Below are 16,695 nucleotides of genomic sequence, written 5' to 3'. Positions count from 1 at the left end.
CTGCGTAATATATTACGCAGGGTTTACCCTGCCTGTGTCACCCAAATTATAATAAGGTCGCCTATGTCTCTTATGCTTATCACCGGGATAGTTATGTTTGTCATATTAACCTGGTGTCTTCTGAAAAATATATTTCCTCCCAGCATCTTATTTATTCTCCTGCCTACTGCTGCGGCCTTAGTGTGTGGCTTCGGTTTTAAAGAGTTAGGCGACTATGTTGCCCAAGGATTGAAATCTGTGGTGGGCACCGCGACGCTCGTTGCCTTCAGCGCCATGTTTTTTACCCTGATGAAAGAAGCCGGGGTGTTCGACGTGATCGTTCGCTTTATCCTGCGCTTCATTACTCCCTCCACGTTTTCGGTGTTACTCGCGACCCTCGTAATCGCCTCCATTTGCAGTCTCGACGGTAACGCGTATGCCACCCTGCTGGTGACGGTACCCGCCCTGCTGCCCATCTATGAGAAGATGAACATCAGTAAAAAGACGCTGTTACTGTTGATCACTGTGGGTGTGGGCGTCACCGGGATCACCCCCTGGGGCGGATCGCTCAACAGAGCGATCGCGGTGACGCATCTGGATATTCTGGATGTCTATTACCGACTGATCCCGCTCCAGGCGATTCTGTTTGTCCTCGGCGTGATCCTGTGCTGGTTTATGGCGAAAGTCGAAAACAGAAGCGGCTCGGGCATTTCGCCGGATGAGTTTCATCATATGCGCGCCGATATGCTCACCTGCAAAACAGATCATAATCCTTGGTTGCTGAAACTGAACTTCGCATTAGTTATTGCCACCATTGTTATACTGGTATCAGGCCTGGTTGCTGGCAATTATCTGTTTATGATTGTTTTTTCGCTAGCGGTTATTATCAATTATCCTGACGCAAAGAAAGCCCAACAAAAAATAAAAGAGTATGCCCTGACAATATTTCCAGTGATCGTTATATTTTTAACCATCGGTGTGTTTGTTGGCATTCTGCAAAATACCGGCATTATTAAAGTATTAGTGAATGAGATCGCCGAAATCTTCCCCACCAGCCTGGGTCCCTATCTGTATCTTATTCTCGCGGCCTTCAGCGTGCCAATCGTTATTCTGATAGGTTCCGATGCTTTCTATTTTGCTCTGTTACCTCTCGCGGTCGGCCTTGGCCAGAGCTTCGGCGTGTCGCCTCTGCACGTTACGATTGCCATGCTCATTACTGAACAGATTGGCTTGCTGCTGAGTCCGGTTATACCGGCCACGCATCTCGGACTGAGTCTGCTCAATTTACGCGTTGATGAACATATCAGGCACTCTATGACGAAAGTCTGGATCATGAGCGTGTGCGCGCTTATCGCAGCACTGGTAATCGGAACTATCCCTGTGTGAGAGTAAGACAAAAACCTCACTTGAGGCAGTGAATAAGGTAAGGGCAGAATAATCTTCGACATAGGAGTGCGTTACCAGGCGCTAGCCCTTCTGCATACAAATGTCCGCTTTGGCACAGAATGTGCCTATCAGCAATATAAAAGCATTCAGATATATATCATTTCTATGAACATACCCGATTAACGGCAGAATCTCACGATTCTGCCGCTTTTTTATTATTTTTCTGGGAAGTAGTAATGAGCAACTCTGAAGGTTGGTAGTCATTTTAACAAACGCTTTCTGGTCTGCCGCAGTGGGCATCGGCTGATTGCGTAGCAGGGCCACTGGTATCTGCCGGTATCACCGGCATTAACATTGAAAACGACCAGGGCAGTCACGTCCGCCTGATAATTCGTGATGCCGAAGGTCGGATAGTTGACGGGCATGGAACTTTTAACCGGATGCCGGTGAAGGTCTTAGCCGCTATAACCGCAGGACAGGCATCCACACCGACGCCTTCCCTCCGCTGACTCCGAATCATTTAACAGCAACATTTCACCTTCCCAAACGCGCTTTATTACCTCATATGCCAGGCATCGCCGCTGGCGTTTTCTATTGACGGAGAAAATCCATGACGACACAAAAGCAATGCGAATTGGTGCCCGCTAATGAACCTCAATTTGACCTTACTGCAACACCAGTACCTGACGAACAGCGTCTCGATTTCTGGCCGCTGTACTTTGGCACTATCCCGCAGTGGATAACGCTGGAACCACGCATTTTCGCCTGGATGGACCGCTTCTGTGATGAGTACAACGGCGGTATCTGGTCCTTTTACACGCTCAGCAATGGCGGCGCGTTTATGGCTCCCGATGCTGGCAGTGATGATAAATGGCATCTGCTCAACAGCATGAACGGCAATGATGCGGAAATGAGCACGGAAGCCGCCGGTATCGCTGCCTGCCTGATTGAATACAGCCATCACGCCTGTCGCACCGAATGCGATGCCATGACTGAGCATTATTACCGACTGCGGGATTACGCCCTGCAGCACCCTGAATCCAGCACCATTCTGCGCATTATTGATTGAGGACACTCATGATGGAACAGTCAATCTCCCCACTGGCTCCGGTACTCCCACTAAGCGCACAACGCACTGTGCAACATGCCCTGGCCCTGCTTGACCGCCACCTGCGCGAAACTGGCGTGGCGTTCACCTCCACACAGGCCGCCCGCGACTGGCTGCGGTTGAAAATGGCCGGGCTTGAGCGAGAGGAGTTTATGGTGCTTTATCTCAATCAACAGAACCAGTTGATTGCCCACGAAACCCTGTTTGCCGGTTCCATTAGCAGCACCGAGGTACATCCCCGTGAGGTGGTCAAGCGGGCTCTGTACTTCAATGCGGCAGCAGTGATACTGGCGCATAACCATCCCTCAGGTGACATCACACCCAGCCAGGCAGATAAAACCATCACGCAGCGTCTGGTACAGGCGCTTCAGCTCGTTGATATCCGTGTGCCTGACCATCTCATTGTCGGTGGCACGCAGATATTGTCGTTCGCTGAACATGGTCTGCTTTGAGGTATTACATGAAAATTATCAGTAAACGCCGGGCGATGACGATATACCGTCAGCATCCGGCCTCCCGCATTGTTTGATTCTGTACTGGCAGATACCAGTGGCATGGCAGTGTCTGTCATTACACCGTTAAGGTGGTTCCTGACATTTCCGGTGTGCTGGCGGTATACGCCGAACGCCGCCAGGACTGCAACGGACCTTATACTTGTCTGATGAGTATCACCCTGAACTGACAATAAAGAGGTTATAAATGAGCAACCCCACATGGGGCCTGCAGCGGGATATCACGCCGTGCCTGGGAGCACGTCTGGTGCAGGAGGGCAACCGGCTGCACTATCTGGCTGACCGGGCCAGTATCACCGGTAAGTTTAGTGATGCCGAAAGCCTGAAGTTGGATGTCGTATTTCCACATTTTATCAGTCAGATGGAATCGATGCTGACCACTGGTGAAATGAATCCCCGCCATGCCCATTGTGTCACCCTGTACCACAACGGTTTCACTTGCGAAGCCGATACCCTTGGTAGTTGCGGCTACGTATACATCGCCATTTATCCCACTCAACGCTAACAAATTTCACGAGAGCAAACATGAAAAATCTACCTGCAACAATTTCGCGGGCGACGAAGCCCTGTCTGTCGCCCGTGGCTGTCTGGCAAATGTTACTGACACGACTGCTGGAACAACACTAAGGCCTGACGCTAAACGACACACCCTTCAGTAATGAAACCACCATACGAGAGCATATTGATGCTGGAGTATCGCTCAGCGATGCGGTGAACTTTCTTGTCGAAAAATACGGGCTTGTCCGTATCGACCGGAAGGGATTTTCATGGCAAGAACAAACCCCGTATATTTCCGTAGTGGATATTCTGCGAGCAAGGCGCTCTACCGGCTTGCTAAAAACTAATGTGAAATAAACGCTTAAATACAGAGCAGACTAAAGGAAAGCAAAATGCTAATCTCACAGACGAAGAGACTTCTACTGTAACCTCCCCTCCCCTGCAAAAAACCTGACATTTTCTTTTAGGGCCAACAATGGGACCAAAATGAAAATTGAACTGAAGGTTATCAGCTATTAAACAACAAGTTACACAACCAATTCAGACTCCGCCAGCTATGGTTCCAGAGCCATCCGTAGAAGTCCTGGAAGCCCGCACGGCACAAGCCCTGCGGGCTTTTTTGTGCCCTGAGTTCGTGCTTCATCGGTGCGAGCAGGAAGATTTCTACTGCCGGTCGGAGAAAACCACACCATAACTGCTTCCATCGATAAGCTGGAACTTTCGAGGGAACGCGCCAGCGTGGTTTGCTACTCATTCATTATCCTGCCCGACCAGGAAAAATGGAGCGGCGACGGCGCGGGCATCAAGGCCATTACCGGCGGCGACGCCGTGGCGATTGACCCGAAATACCGTGATGCCTACTCAACTCACATCCCGGCGGTAATACTGGCGGTGAACAACAACACGATGCGCTTCTGCGACCGCAGCGGCGGCGTGTCGCGTCGCCGGGTAATCCTGCCTTTCCCGGACGTGATACCGGCGAACGAGCGCGACCCGCAGCTGCTGGAGAAGATTGCCGGTGAGCTGGCGGTTATCGTGCGCCACCTGATACAGCGCTTCACCCGCCCTGACGATGCCCGCGAGCTGCTTCAGGCGCAGCAGTCGTCAGAGGAGACGCTGGAAATCAAGCGCAGCGCCGATTCGCTGGTCGACTTCTGCGGCTATCTGACGCCGCTGAGTACGCCGAACGGGCTGTTTATCGGCAACGCCAATATCCGGCCGATGAACCCGCGTCGCTATCTCTATCACGCCTACCTGTCATTTATGGAGGCCAGAGGGCATCAGTACCCCATGAGCCTGACCGCGTTCGGCCAGGCGGTGCCGCAGACGCTGAAGGAGTATGAGATTGAGCTGCTGAAGAGCAAAACAAAGAACGGCATCCGGCCCAGCCTGAAGCTGAGCGAAGACTGCGAGGCCGACTGGTCGCCGCGCTGTGATACATAAATTATACGAAAAGACCAAACCGGCTCCGGCCGGTTTGTGCCAATTGCAGACGTTGTTGCACTGCAAAAATATCTTGTCCGGATCAAGGTATCGCCACCACTTGTTAGGTGGATTAATCCGTATTTATAACAAATACAATTCCCGGCTGTACCTATAAGCTGTTGTCAGTTATACAAAAGCGATGTAGTGTTCCACACATTAAATTTACAAACGTGGAAAAGTCCGTGTTTAGATACAGATTTTTCCGCTGAATAACCGCATATTTCCAAAGGTTTATCATGAGTAAGTGGCTATTAGACAGGCTATTTGAAGCCGGTGATCAGGCAGAGCCCCGGTTTGCGTTTCAGGGGACTGTAAATTGGATGAGGGCCCTTGCCGAAGTCGTTAACGGTGGCGCTTGTGCTGATGATAAACTAAATGATTTATATGCTCGGGTACAACGTAGACCTGTCAATCGTGAAGCTGATACGCTTGTGTTTGAGAACACAATGATGGCCTTACATAATCTGTCATCTTTGAAAAGTATGAATAAAGATGTCGAAGATAAATATGACATATGTCGTTCAGCTATTATTTCTTGGTATTACAGTATCTATTTTTCCGCTAGCGCGATGGTTGCAGCATCTTCTGGTTCTATTCAAGAGACACATACAGCCACAGCAAAAGTTTGGCAGTCAGATATCGCGGAAAAAGAACTTATCCCATATCCATTTAATCTTCTTCTAACTAGTTTAGTTTCAAACACTGCTGATGCCGAGATTGCTGCATATAGAGGTGCTAACCGTTTCGACCTGAATGATAGAGCTTATGATAATGAAACTGCTCATGGTGCACTGGTTTCCTATCTAAAGGGGACTCATGGCTACAAAAAGTGGGAAACAGAAGAGAGGGTGAGAACTTCTCGTGATTTCAAAGCTCTTGGTGTTGACAACTTTCGCACGAAAGCTGCTCGCGAAGTTCGCGATCACGCACTAGAAAAAGGACAAGTTAATTTCCTTATTCAGGCATTTAGATACCGTGGTAAAGCGAACTATCGTGACTCTATATTTTTATCCTACGGTGACAACAACGAAGCTATTATAGAAGAATTTATCCAAGATTTGTATGACGTCGCTATTGGCTTCATTAGGGCTACTTCGCATTATTGCAGTCGAAGAGTCGAGAGAGGTACGTGGGCTGAGTTTGTCGAGGATATTTCTGATAACTCAAGGTTGTCTATTGACTCTGTCGTGCTTGAAATATAACAAACAATTTAAGAATGGCTCAGCACGCTTGGCATTTTCAGTTTGGTTCAAATTTAGTGATTAAGGTATTCAAATTGAGTATGGTGAATACGTGCTTCACACTTTAATTGGGCGTTAATGCCCGCTTTTCGCTCATACGGGACACTCATAATCACATCTCCTAACCCAATGGAGATTGAACATGAAAACATCCCCCTGGAACAAAAGCCGCATTATTGGCCAGAAACGGCCTCTTCAGATCTCTCATATCTGGGGAATTCGTATACGTCTTGAGCTGGAAGGAAAAGTTCGTGATCTGGCTCTTTTTAACATGGCTCTGGACAGTAAACTTCGGGGCTGTGATTTGGTTAAGCTAAAAGTTTCTGATGTGGCCTATGGACACTCTGTTTCGGGCAGAGCGACAGTGCTGCAGCAGAAAACGGGCAGCCCTGTTCAGTTTGAACTGACTAAGGGAACCAGAGAGGCTGTAGCCGCATGGATCAAAATGGCCCAACTACGTAATAACGACTATCTTTTCCAGTCCGGCGTTGGTTCTTCACGACACATCTCAACCAGGCAATATAACCGTATTTTTCATGGATGGATTGGGAAGCTGGGTCTCGACGAGACGCTCTACAGTACGCATTCAATGCGCAGAACTAAGCCATATCTGATCTATAAAAAAACGAAGAACCTTCGAGTAATCCAGTTACTTTTGGGTCACAAAAAACTTGAAAGCACAGTTCGTTACCTTGGCATTGAAGTAGATGATGCTCTGGAGATATCAGAGTCAATTGAAGTCTAGCCTGTGAGGGCTGCAACAGCAGTCCTGTGCCAGAAGCGGACCTCTGTTTAATGACAAAATCCCAGTGACATCTGCCTGTGAAAGATATACGATTTATATATATATTATTACAGAGTATATGTTTGTGGGTATTGTCAAAATTTCAGATTTGCTACATGAAGACGTTCGCGATGCCAGTAAAGCCATGTCACGTTCAGTTAACGCGCAAGCCGAATACTGGATCCGCCTCGGTATGATGAGTGAACTTTACCCGGAGCTTAATTATCAACAAATCAAAATTATGATGCTGAAATCAGGCTCTGACCGTTTAATGGAGGTGATCAATGCCATCAATTCCCATTAAAACCGCAGATGAACTTGCCCGGCAGCGTCATGCAGGAGCATTGCTTGCCTCCGTATTTGAGATGTTAGATACGTTTATTGTTCCGGGAGTGTCCACCCTGGATATCAATAATTGCGCAGAAGCATTTATTGTCGAGCAGTTGCAGTCCCGTCCTGCCAGTAAAGGACAATATGATTATCCTTACGTGCTGAATACTTCTGTGAATGAAGTAGTTTGTCACGGTGTCCCTAAGGCTCACGAACACCTGAAATCCGGCGCTATCGTTAACGTAGATATCACCCTGGAGAAAGAGGGCCTGATTGCCGATTCCAGCAAAATGTATCTGATCGGAGACGTCTCTCCGCTCGCCCGCCGATTGGTGGAAATAAGCCGGGAAGCCATGTGGCTGGGCATAAAAACGGTAAAACCGGGCGCAACACTGGGGGACATCGGTCATGCCATCCAGACGCATGTTGAAAACAGTGGCTATAGCGTTGTCAGGGAATATTGCGGGCACGGTATCGGCAAAGAAATGCATGAAGAACCGCAGGTGCTGCACTATGGTAAACCCGGTACAGGCGAAGCGTTACAGGCGGGGATGGTTTTTACCATCGAACCTATGGTAAATCAGGGGAGCAGCAAAATAAAAACCAAAAAAGACGGTTGGACAGTGGTAACCCGGGATAAAAAACTCTCGGCTCAGTGGGAACACACCATCGCTGTGACCGCAGACGGTTTTGAAGTGTTAACACTTCGTCAAGACGAAATCATTCCAGAATAAGTTATTCAATTCCTTATTGTTCTTTAGAGAAAAACCGGGTGAACAAGCCAGGGTTTATGCCTGCCCGTGTCAGGCAGCTATGTGCCAGAAGCGGACATTGGCCAGGAACCCATACTTCTATGTTGTCCCGCTTTTCAACTTATGAATTTGCTGTTCATCGCTTATCCATGTCGATGGCTTCGCTAACGCACAGGCATACTTCGGTGCCGACCGAAGCAGCATGCCCTCATCATCATTAAACTGTCCGTAAATTAACAACGGAGCGGATCATGATTGCAGTACTTTTTGAGGCAGATGCCCTGCCAGAGGCTCAGGAAAGATATCTTCAGCTCGCTTCGGATCTGAAGCCTCTCTTATCCGACACGCCCGGCTTTATTTCAATTGAGCGTTTCCAAAGCCTGACTACGCCCGGAAAGATTCTTTCTTTGTCGTGGTGGGAAAATGAGGAGTCTGTAGCCGGATGGAAGCGAAATGTAATGCATCAGGCCGCTCAGAAAGAAGGTAAGCAGTCGATTTTTTCATTCTACAGAATACGGGTAGCTAGCGTATTCCGTGATTACTCTTCTGATAAGGGAACAAATCAGCATGTATGACATTCACGTTATTCTCAAAAACAGCCCGGGCTCACTTGGTTTACTGGGTAGTGTACTGGGTGAAAACGGAGTGGGACTTGAAGGCGGTGGCGTATTTACAGGACCTGAAGGCGGGCACGCACACTTCCTGGTTGAAGACGGCTATAAAGCACGCAAGGTGTTGACTGAAGCCGGTTTTGACGTGTGCAACGTGTGTCGTCCCCTGGTAAGAAAATTACCTCAGGAACGGCCCGGAAAGCTGGGAGAAATAGCTGACACAATTGCCCGGAACGGCATCAATATTCTGGTACAGTACAGCGATCACAGTAACCGGCTCATTCTCATTACGGATGATGATGCCCGGGCAGCTGAAGTAACCCGAAAATGGGCAATACCTTCTGAATGAACCTCGTTAAAACAAAGCGCGACAGTAAGCCAGATGATGACCTTGAAACATCAATGGCAATGGTGGCTTCTGCGCTGTCTGACCCGTCAAGGGTAAGTATTCTGTGCGCCCTGATGGACGGGCGCGCATGGACAGCTACCGAACTTAGCGTAGTGGCTGGCATAGCAGCCTCGACAACCAGCGGGCATCTGAAACGGCTTCTCAGCAACGGTCTGGTCATTTGCCTGACGCAGGGGCGTCATCGCTATTACAGCCTTGCGGGCTATCATATCGCCGGACTGCTGGAAAACCTGATGGGAGTTTCCATGGGTACTTCCAAAGCCCCCATGTCCAGTACACCGGTCTATCTGCGTTACGCACGCACCTGCTATGATCATCTGGCAGGCGAGCTTGCTGTCAATATTTATGAATTTATGCTGCAGGAAAAATGGCTTGAAGCAGATGGCTCGGAACTGACATCAGCCGGCAAAATGCATTTTGAGAAAATGGGCGTTTTGCTTAACTCTCGCACACGACGCAAACCCTGTTGCGGCTGTCTGGACTGGAGTGAAAGACGTTTCCATCTCGGCGGTGACGCTGGCTCAGCCCTGTTTACACTTTTCCTGCAAAAAGAATGGGTAACGCGTACACAGGGGTACCGTGAAGTGAACGTAACCAATTCAGGCCGAGTTGCAATATATCGGCTGTTTAAGCTAAAGATCACCTGATTTTAAGTCATATACCGGTTGATTTGATCGGGTGGCTCAAGATGCCCTCATCTGACTCTTCCATTTTACGTAAAACGTCCGCTTTTCGCTCAAAACTGCCTGTAATTTTCTGCCGCGCCTGCCTGCTTGGCCAACATCCGCGCGAAATCCCGGCCATTCACTTTCATGCATGCCTATGCAGGCTTGTAAAAATCATCTGGGGCGTTTTCCGGAGTTTCGGGCAGGGAAAGGCCTGTCTTTTGCCTGTCTTGCCGCAGAATGGTGTCCAGGGCGTTTTCGCGGTGCGCGGAACAGATGCTATGGTAAACACGGGTGCCTGGCAGGTATGGAAGAGCTTTGGCCGTCAGGTACCTGTCGGCCCGTTAACTTTACTCTGCAGGAGTGATAGTATCGCCCGGTTTACTGGCATGCCTGATAACTTACAGGGAGCGTTTAATGCAATTAATGAGAATGACCTACGACGATCTGACAAAGGGCGGCGGCGAGGCAAAGCTGCACGTTTACGGCGTGGGTACCTTTCCGGTCTTTTCCGGCCAGAAGCCTTATACCAACGATCCAAACTGTACCTACAGGCCTAACAGCGCCATTCCGGTCGGGCGCTACTGGATTGTTCCGCGCCCTGAAGGCAGTATCGCAAACCGGATAAGAGGATGGGCCGTCGACACTTGGAACAGTTCAAATCATTCAGAGTGGTTTGCGCTCTTTAATTCGGAAACGATGAATGATTCCATCCTGATCAACGGTGTTGCCCGCGGCGGTTTCCGCCTGCATCCCCTCCGGCCAGATGGCTCCGGAGAAAGTGAAGGGTGTATCACCTTCGTGCGGCGTGCTGATTTCTACACAGTAAGGCAGGCGCTCCTCCGAAGAAAAAAGTTCGCGTACCGGGTTCGCGAAACGGTTTGATGGCATACGGCTACGTTGAGGTTCAGGGGGAAAGTAACTTTGCAAACTGCAAAATTCGTTAGAAAAATAGCGGGATTTTTCGTCTGCTTTATTGTGGCCTTTATGGTTTCACGTTACGGGATGCCGCTCTATCCGCTGACAGCTTGGCTTGTTGAACATTCTTATCAAATTTTCAGCGGGTATCAGGATGACGTATACGAAGCCGGTACGGATCCAGTGACGTTTTTTTCTCTTATGGCTGTTATCGCGTTTTACGCTCTGGCCATGTATTGGCTGGTAAAAGCGGCAGTTAAAAAAGTAAAAGGTGGATAGGCTGATTGCAGTAAAAGCCGGGGCGCTCTGTTGGTTTCTGATTTTAACCCAATAACAGGTCAACAATACCAGGCGCTTTACGGCAGTTCATAAGAAAGTTCTTTTCAGCATCCCGCATGGGGTGCTTTTTTATCCTTCCCTGCAGTCCTGTCTGAAAAATCAACGCAAGAAAATGTCAAAACTCATTAGATTTGTCTAATCAGCGGCTCGTTAGAAATTTCCTGATGGCGAAGAAGCCGCTGCGACAATCTCTTCCGCAGCGGCCTGTTTAGCATAATGGCATTATGCTAAACAGTTTTTTATGACGTTTTCATATAGTATTGATGCAATGACTAAACTTATCCCTCCAAATAAAACAACTGAAATCAGTGATATTAATAGTGATATTATAGGGTGAGCCTTTATAAAGTCCATCCATCTATAATATCTAGACTTCCTTACTCTTTTTAATTCCTTCTTGACTGTTTCAATCAAATTTGTAGGAACTTTTCTTGTTGATAACTTATGTTCGCAATCTTTGCATATTATCGGTTTGTCACAAGACTCTATTAAGTCTGTTTTCAACACATTCATATCAAAAAAATGGGATTAAGGAAATACATCGATATCTCCGCTAACCCTGCTCCGGCCAGGGCTGACAGCAGCCGATAAGCAGGCTACATCCTTTATACTATATCGCCAGAACAGACGATAAAACTGTGAGACGAAACGGCATGGGTATACTAACCAAAGTCAAATTGGTAAAAAGCACTTAAAAACATGAAGTTGATGAAAAAATTCATATTCCGCCAGCTCGATGGCTACCAGAACCATTCGATGAAGTTCTGAAAGCCCGCAGAGCGGAAGTTTTGCGGCTTTTTTGTGTCCTGAATTTGTCGCGCAGCGATACAAGCGAGATGACCGCGATTGCTGGCCGGAGAGGACTTAACCCCTATCCCGGCGGTGAGACTGGCGGCGCACCACAACCCGATGCGTTTTAGCGACGGCAGCGGAGGCGTCTCGCGTCGCCGGGTTACCCTGCCGTTCGGACGTGATACCGGCAAACGAGTGCGGCCCGCAGCTGCTGGAAAATATGCTAATCGCAGTAGCATTCCTCTCTAATTAATTTCTTCTTGTATAACAACCAGGTAGCAACCCTGACAGTAAAAATCATGACTTCTCTAAACAATCACGTGGTACTATTTCACGCCTAAACTAAATCAGGGTTACGTGATGAATTTCAAAATACACGACAAGCTTATTCATGAAGTTAAGTCCCCGGAAGGTCTGCTTTACAGAATGGTAATCATTTACACCTGCTTTATGGCTACGCTAATTATTATTCTTTTTTGGGCTATGGGTGATACATCAAGGCTGAATTTCTACTTCTTTATAAATTCTTGCACTGTAGCATTGATGGTATGGTTTATCAGAAAGTCGTTTAACATTTACTCTATAGATATACATCTACTGGTTTTCAGGATTAGCTTATTTTTACTCCTGAACTCATCTCTGGCTTCGATGGCTGGAGGTCTTAACTTAATTGAGAGAGATACGGCATCCGTAATAGCAGCCCTTCTTTACGTCCCAGCCATGCTGATGATTATTTACTCCTTTAATAAATTTATTTCATACGTGAACCATAATTATAAATCTGCGGTTAGCCTGTCGTTAACAGATGAATTAACAGGGTTACCTAACAGACGGCATCTGAACGTTAAACTCAGGGAGATGGAAAACAGAGTTGGAACAATTTGCATTGCGGACATTGACCACTTTAAAAAAATCAATGATACCTACGGCCATGAAACTGGAGACAAGGTATTAAGAAACGTGGGATTGAGGTTGAGCAATTTTGTAAGCGATGATATTTTTATCTCACGGTCAGGGGGTGAGGAATTTGTGTTTGTAATTTTTGACAACGCTGATGCTGAAGATATTGTCAGAAAGATAAAAACATCGATTTCAGATGGGTGCAACGGAAATATCAGCGTCACTATAAGCGTTGGAGTAGCCGTTAAACAGAAAAAGGACTCCTCTTCTGCTATTATTACTGCTGCTGACGATGCCCTTTATCAAGCCAAGAGGGCGGGAAGAAATTGCATCATATACGCTCATCATGCCTACAGTTAAGATAATATTTTTAAAGGGCGATCCTGCCCTTTAAAATTACTGGTTTATTCCTGGCGCCTGATTAAATCAAAAGGCTTATAGCGGCTAATATCAGCTGCAACTTCCTGTGGTCGCCTACTTAAACCCGTTCAGCCATTCTCTCCAGCGCCGTCCATGACCCAAGCGCTTACATCAACCTCAATAGCGGGCACCGGAAGTCAAAACGCCAGCGCGTCCAGTTTAACAACAGCCCGGAGATAGCATGAGCCAGCTCGCAGGCGTGAGCAAACGCAATAATTTGCGCTAATGCACCAAACGATAGCCATCGGTAACAGTCGCCAGCTACTCTGCACGTCGTTTAGTTTCAGCAAGGCCACCTCGCCTTGCGCTGACTCTGCGGCAAAACAAAGTCCATCACAGGTGATAATTCATTCACCTGTCTGCCACGTCGCCCGTATCCGGCTGACAGATATCGTTAACCGCCAGCCAAACCCGGCTACGCCAGAATAAGGTGGAAAATGCGCTATGTCGCCATATACGCAGCAGACAGCGACGCTGGCGCGGCATCCGGCTAAGCCGGCCTCATCTTGCCTGCGCCCCTCGCCAGTGCGCAAGGCGCCTGTTGGCGGGCAACCCAAGATGTCTGGCGGCGAAGAGCTTATTATTGCTTAACGCGCGCGAGCGGTCAGACGCAACACCAGACCAATAAAAAGTAGCGCAATACCCGAGGCATAAATCGGGAACCAGCGCGCCCACCAGTTCGTAGAGAACAGCGGCGCGCTGTTGACATGACTGACGGCATAGCTGCCGTAGAGGTTCACGGCAAAAGCTATCGCAAAGCTGACAAGGCCAATAAAAACCAGTAGATTCGAGACTCTATGCATTGTGCTTCTCCTGTTCAGGGCCGGATAAAAATTGTTGCCGGAAATCACCATTTCGGTATAAATTTCATTGATATAATTATTCTCTGCGTCTGTACCCAACTGATTTTCATCGAGGAAAGCGCTTCCCGGAAAATCATCCAGTCGACTTTCCGCACCAGCTGAAGCAGCAGGTCAAGACAGTGCGCATTGCCCGCTGGCCAGGCCGATTTTATCTCTGGCGGCGAATGGTGTTCACCTTCGGATGAAGAGTGGCGAACAATTCCCGCCTAATTAATCATCATTTCAAACACTGATAATAAATCACAAAAATTAAAAAGTGAACAAGGTGAATACTTTTCCCTAATATTTTTTCTTAAAGTCTTCAAAGAATTAGTTTAACAATTACTCTTTCATATTAAGGCATCGCGTCACTAACTTTGATAGCTTTAACCTGCTATAGCGAAAGGCAACCCGTGTAATGGTCTATGTCTGGATACTAACTATCGACCGGTTGAAAATCCGTAGACGAAACGGTATTGGTATACTACTCAAAGTTAAATTCACAAAAACCATTTAAAAACATAAAGGGCAGAAGATCCCGAAAATTAGAAAATTGCCAAATGGCGTTTTGATAAATCAGACCTTAGCGGTGCGTCCTCAGCACGAGAGCTTTAAAAAATTACAGGTAGTAATAATTGAAGATTTACATCACTGCCAGTCACCGCGTATTATCCCCTGTAAAGACTACACCGGACAATGACACAAGGAATGTATCATGATGGCGGCTCTACAGTTTCCCCGCACTATATTCAAAACTCAAAACCGGATGGATGACTACAGCGCTGAAGATATGCGCTGTGGCGATCTGACTGAAGCACAACTGAAATCCCATTACCGGCTGGACTATATCTCTGACCGTGTTGATCCTTACATGCTGACCCGGCGTTCCTCAATGGATCGGCCTCAATCCATGTTCTGTTGCAATCGGCGCGGAGCCGGAGAGAAAATTAGCCGGCAGCAGTGCGCTATAATGCTGTTTGATAAGTTCCGCTCGTTATCCCGTAATTTTTCCATTTATGGGCCGTACAGCCACCTGATCGAAAAGATGATCGTCCATATGCAGAACGGCAATGGTACGCCCTTCCATGATATGTCACTGGACACGGCTTTAAAGGAGCATGTTCGCAATGATAGAACGAAAAATAGTACGTACTTATTATTGCAAGAAGCCTTAAGCATAAATATTAATTGGGAAAATAAATGTTACCCCCGAGAAGGATCAGGCAAACTGAGAGATGCCGTACTTAGCGGAAAGCTTCCTAAATTCGACAGATTCCAGGATAATTATAATGGTATGGGTATCACTGTTCACGATACCTGGGCAACATGCATTACGATAAAGTCATTAAAAATTGATAATGACCGTTACCGGGCAGTGGCGCATTATCAGATCCAGGATCACTTTGGTCTGGACAGCGATGATATTCTGCAAACAAGATTCAACCAGTTTCATTTCTTCCGTATCTGGTTCGTGCTGCAGCGATACAGTTAGTTTGGCTTCAGGCCATACATAAGCGATATTGGAGCAACTGTAGAGATTACAGGTGAACGCAATGAAATCAAAAAATAAAAAATTGCTTTATGCATCATTACTGATTGGCTGTATTCTGCTGGGTTACTTACTTTGGTTGTCATTACGTCCCGTGGAGATCATAGCCATTCACCTAAGACATAACTATAGCGATATCCTGGTAAATAATTTCCCATTAACTGAACGAGGGAAAATTCATTGGTGGCTGACAAACAAGAAAAAGATAAGGGATATGTACAACATACCCAAGCCTGCCGAGGATGGTTTTTTTACCGTCATTTTTTGGGGTTTTGGTGATGGATATAAAGAAACTGATGGTTATGACAGACTCTGCTTTGACGATATGAAAGCAGTAAAAAACTGCATTGATAAAAACTCACTAATGATGGTGGTATACAGTAAAAATACAGGCTTGTATTTTCGAATGGATAGCGGAAAATATTATGTAAAGGAAAACGGTGAGATAGTGAAAAGAAAATACGAATAAATTCAGCCACCTGCCGCTAAGGCAGCAATAAAATTTCCGTTCTTTCTAAATTGCACTTGCCATGCGGGATAGCAAAAGACCAAAGGGCTATTTCGACGGAAAGAAAAGCGGCAACACCTGGCCACCTGCTACATCTGTGATACTACATCCTGGTCTGCCCAGATATATAGCGGCCTGTTTAACAGATATCGGGCCTTTTGCAGCACGGGCAGGAATTTACGCTTTACCCGCTCTTATCCAGGCCAGCGTACGTGGTTAACGCTTTTCTGTAAAAATTACGGTGAGTGATTGCACGGCATTTCATCACTGCCAGTCACCGCGTATTATCCCCTGAGAAGATCACACCGGACAATGACACAAGGAAAGTATCATGATGGCGGCTCTACGGTTTCCCTGCACTATATTCAAAACTCAAAACCGGATGGATGACTATGGCGCTGAGGGTATGCGCTGTGGCGATCTGACTGAAGCACAACTGAAATCCCATTACCGGCTGGACTATATCTCTGACCATGTTGATCCTTACATGCTGACCCGGCTTTCCTCAATGGATCGGCCTCAATCCATGTTCTGTTGCAATCGGCGCGGAGCCGGAGAGAAAATTAGTCGGCAGCAGTGCGCCATGATGCTGTTTGATAAGTTCCGCTCGTTATCCCGTAATTTTTCCATTTATGGGCCGTACAGCCACCTGATCGAAAAGATGATC

Annotated in this window: 18 protein-coding genes and 4 pseudogenes; 21 read left to right on the top strand and 1 reads right to left on the bottom strand. The window is 47.3% G+C overall.

Annotated features, from left to right (window positions below; translation table 11 throughout):
* The 18 genes and pseudogenes from EGK14_RS12540 to EGK14_RS12445 all read left to right on the top strand — a co-directional run bounded on the left by EGK14_RS12540 (nt 1) and on the right by EGK14_RS12445 (nt 13,069).
* Nucleotides 1-1,365, top strand: a complete 1,365-nt coding sequence (locus EGK14_RS12540; protein WP_370256377.1) for an SLC13 family permease — start codon at nt 1-3, stop codon at nt 1,363-1,365.
* A gap of 323 nt (nt 1,366-1,688) precedes the next feature.
* Nucleotides 1,689-1,798: pseudogene (locus EGK14_RS12535) on the top strand (DUF905 family protein); the annotation flags it as partial.
* A gap of 177 nt (nt 1,799-1,975) precedes the next feature.
* Nucleotides 1,976-2,434, top strand: a complete 459-nt coding sequence (locus tag EGK14_RS12530; protein WP_125289440.1) for an antirestriction protein — start codon at nt 1,976-1,978, stop codon at nt 2,432-2,434.
* 8 nt (nt 2,435-2,442) lie between these two features.
* Nucleotides 2,443-2,925 (top strand): RadC family protein, encoded by a 483-nt coding sequence (locus EGK14_RS12525; RefSeq protein ID WP_125289439.1) that lies wholly within the window; start codon nt 2,443-2,445, stop codon nt 2,923-2,925.
* Between the two features lie 8 nt (nt 2,926-2,933).
* A pseudogene (locus tag EGK14_RS12520) lies at nt 2,934-3,155 on the top strand (DUF987 domain-containing protein).
* Between the two features lie 17 nt (nt 3,156-3,172).
* Complete coding sequence (locus EGK14_RS12515) at nt 3,173-3,490, top strand: type IV toxin-antitoxin system YeeU family antitoxin (protein WP_125289438.1); 318 nt, start codon at nt 3,173-3,175, stop codon at nt 3,488-3,490.
* Between the two features lie 20 nt (nt 3,491-3,510).
* Nucleotides 3,511-3,840 (top strand): annotated as a pseudogene (locus EGK14_RS12510) (TA system toxin CbtA family protein).
* Nucleotides 3,841-4,176: 336 nt separating this feature from the next.
* Nucleotides 4,177-4,926 (top strand): annotated as a pseudogene (locus EGK14_RS12505) (primase-like DNA-binding domain-containing protein); the annotation flags it as partial.
* Between the two features lie 278 nt (nt 4,927-5,204).
* Nucleotides 5,205-6,170, top strand: coding sequence for a hypothetical protein (locus tag EGK14_RS12500; protein ID WP_006326560.1), 966 nt, complete (start codon nt 5,205-5,207; stop codon nt 6,168-6,170).
* Nucleotides 6,171-6,351: 181 nt separating this feature from the next.
* Nucleotides 6,352-6,954, top strand: coding sequence for a site-specific integrase (locus EGK14_RS12495; protein WP_125289437.1), 603 nt, complete (start codon nt 6,352-6,354; stop codon nt 6,952-6,954).
* 124 nt (nt 6,955-7,078) lie between these two features.
* On the top strand, nt 7,079-7,297 hold the full coding sequence (locus EGK14_RS12490; protein WP_125289436.1) for a ParD-like family protein: 219 nt from the start codon (nt 7,079-7,081) through the stop codon (nt 7,295-7,297).
* Nucleotides 7,278-8,057, top strand: coding sequence for a type I methionyl aminopeptidase (gene map, locus EGK14_RS12485; RefSeq protein ID WP_125289435.1), 780 nt, complete (start codon nt 7,278-7,280; stop codon nt 8,055-8,057). The genes EGK14_RS12490 and map overlap by 20 nt, the downstream gene beginning before the upstream one ends.
* Before the next feature lie 269 nt (nt 8,058-8,326).
* Nucleotides 8,327-8,650: an antibiotic biosynthesis monooxygenase gene (locus tag EGK14_RS12480; protein WP_125289434.1), complete on the top strand. Its 324-nt coding sequence runs from the start codon at nt 8,327-8,329 to the stop codon at nt 8,648-8,650.
* Nucleotides 8,643-9,035, top strand: a complete 393-nt coding sequence (locus tag EGK14_RS12475; protein WP_125289433.1) for an amino acid-binding protein — start codon at nt 8,643-8,645, stop codon at nt 9,033-9,035. Before EGK14_RS12480 ends, EGK14_RS12475 begins: the two co-directional genes overlap by 8 nt.
* A complete protein-coding gene (locus EGK14_RS12470; protein WP_125289432.1) occupies nt 9,032-9,742 on the top strand; it encodes a helix-turn-helix transcriptional regulator in 711 nt (236 codons plus the stop codon). Before EGK14_RS12475 ends, EGK14_RS12470 begins: the two co-directional genes overlap by 4 nt.
* 435 nt (nt 9,743-10,177) lie before the next feature.
* Entirely contained in the window at nt 10,178-10,645 is a 468-nt protein-coding gene (locus EGK14_RS12465) for a DUF2778 domain-containing protein (RefSeq protein WP_233598487.1), read from the top strand.
* Nucleotides 10,646-10,684: 39 nt separating this feature from the next.
* Entirely contained in the window at nt 10,685-10,957 is a 273-nt protein-coding gene (locus EGK14_RS12460; protein WP_125289431.1) for a hypothetical protein, read from the top strand.
* Between the two features lie 1,212 nt (nt 10,958-12,169).
* Entirely contained in the window at nt 12,170-13,069 is a 900-nt protein-coding gene (locus EGK14_RS12445) for a GGDEF domain-containing protein (RefSeq protein ID WP_125289429.1), read from the top strand.
* Nucleotides 13,070-13,716: 647 nt separating this feature from the next.
* On the opposite strand, the gene EGK14_RS12440 is transcribed toward EGK14_RS12445, so the two are convergent.
* Nucleotides 13,717-13,932: a hypothetical protein gene (locus tag EGK14_RS12440; RefSeq protein ID WP_125289428.1), complete on the bottom strand. Its 216-nt coding sequence runs from the start codon at nt 13,930-13,932 to the stop codon at nt 13,717-13,719.
* A 754-nt stretch (nt 13,933-14,686) separates the two neighbouring features.
* On the opposite strand from EGK14_RS12440, the gene EGK14_RS12435 reads away from it, so the two are divergent.
* The 3 genes from EGK14_RS12435 to EGK14_RS12425 all read left to right on the top strand — a co-directional run.
* The gene (locus EGK14_RS12435) at nt 14,687-15,463 is read left to right on the top strand and encodes a YPO3983 family protein (protein ID WP_370256352.1); all 777 of its coding nucleotides are present in this window, start codon (nt 14,687-14,689) and stop codon (nt 15,461-15,463) included.
* Nucleotides 15,464-15,524: 61 nt separating this feature from the next.
* Nucleotides 15,525-15,989, top strand: coding sequence for a DUF943 family protein (locus tag EGK14_RS12430; RefSeq protein ID WP_125289427.1), 465 nt, complete (start codon nt 15,525-15,527; stop codon nt 15,987-15,989).
* Between the two features lie 370 nt (nt 15,990-16,359).
* On the top strand, nt 16,360-16,695 hold a 336-nt coding region (locus EGK14_RS12425; RefSeq protein ID WP_370256350.1), incomplete at its 3' end, for a DUF3289 family protein.

Source organism: Erwinia sp. 198 (genome assembly GCF_003937915.1).
GTDB classification, from domain to species: Bacteria; Pseudomonadota; Gammaproteobacteria; order Enterobacterales; family Enterobacteriaceae; genus Erwinia; species Erwinia aeris.
This window is presented reverse-complemented; position numbering and strand designations above follow the sequence as displayed.

What these genes read in the sequence shown, in the direction of transcription:
- EGK14_RS12530 (WP_125289440.1), top strand. Translation starts at nt 1,976, where the DNA reads ATGACGACACAAAAGCAATGCGAATTGGTGCCCGCTAATGAACCTCAA.
- EGK14_RS12525 (WP_125289439.1), top strand. Translation starts at nt 2,443, where the DNA reads ATGATGGAACAGTCAATCTCCCCACTGGCTCCGGTACTCCCACTAAGC.
- EGK14_RS12515 (WP_125289438.1), top strand. Translation starts at nt 3,173, where the DNA reads ATGAGCAACCCCACATGGGGCCTGCAGCGGGATATCACGCCGTGCCTG.
- EGK14_RS12500 (WP_006326560.1), top strand. Translation starts at nt 5,205, where the DNA reads ATGAGTAAGTGGCTATTAGACAGGCTATTTGAAGCCGGTGATCAGGCA.
- EGK14_RS12495 (WP_125289437.1), top strand. Translation starts at nt 6,352, where the DNA reads ATGAAAACATCCCCCTGGAACAAAAGCCGCATTATTGGCCAGAAACGG.
- map (WP_125289435.1), top strand. Translation starts at nt 7,278, where the DNA reads ATGCCATCAATTCCCATTAAAACCGCAGATGAACTTGCCCGGCAGCGT.
- EGK14_RS12480 (WP_125289434.1), top strand. Translation starts at nt 8,327, where the DNA reads ATGATTGCAGTACTTTTTGAGGCAGATGCCCTGCCAGAGGCTCAGGAA.
- EGK14_RS12475 (WP_125289433.1), top strand. Translation starts at nt 8,643, where the DNA reads ATGTATGACATTCACGTTATTCTCAAAAACAGCCCGGGCTCACTTGGT.
- EGK14_RS12470 (WP_125289432.1), top strand. Translation starts at nt 9,032, where the DNA reads ATGAACCTCGTTAAAACAAAGCGCGACAGTAAGCCAGATGATGACCTT.
- EGK14_RS12465 (WP_233598487.1), top strand. Translation starts at nt 10,178, where the DNA reads ATGCAATTAATGAGAATGACCTACGACGATCTGACAAAGGGCGGCGGC.
- EGK14_RS12445 (WP_125289429.1), top strand. Translation starts at nt 12,170, where the DNA reads ATGAATTTCAAAATACACGACAAGCTTATTCATGAAGTTAAGTCCCCG.
- EGK14_RS12440 (WP_125289428.1), bottom strand. Translation starts at nt 13,932, where the DNA reads ATGCATAGAGTCTCGAATCTACTGGTTTTTATTGGCCTTGTCAGCTTT.
- EGK14_RS12435 (WP_370256352.1), top strand. Translation starts at nt 14,687, where the DNA reads ATGATGGCGGCTCTACAGTTTCCCCGCACTATATTCAAAACTCAAAAC.
- EGK14_RS12430 (WP_125289427.1), top strand. Translation starts at nt 15,525, where the DNA reads ATGAAATCAAAAAATAAAAAATTGCTTTATGCATCATTACTGATTGGC.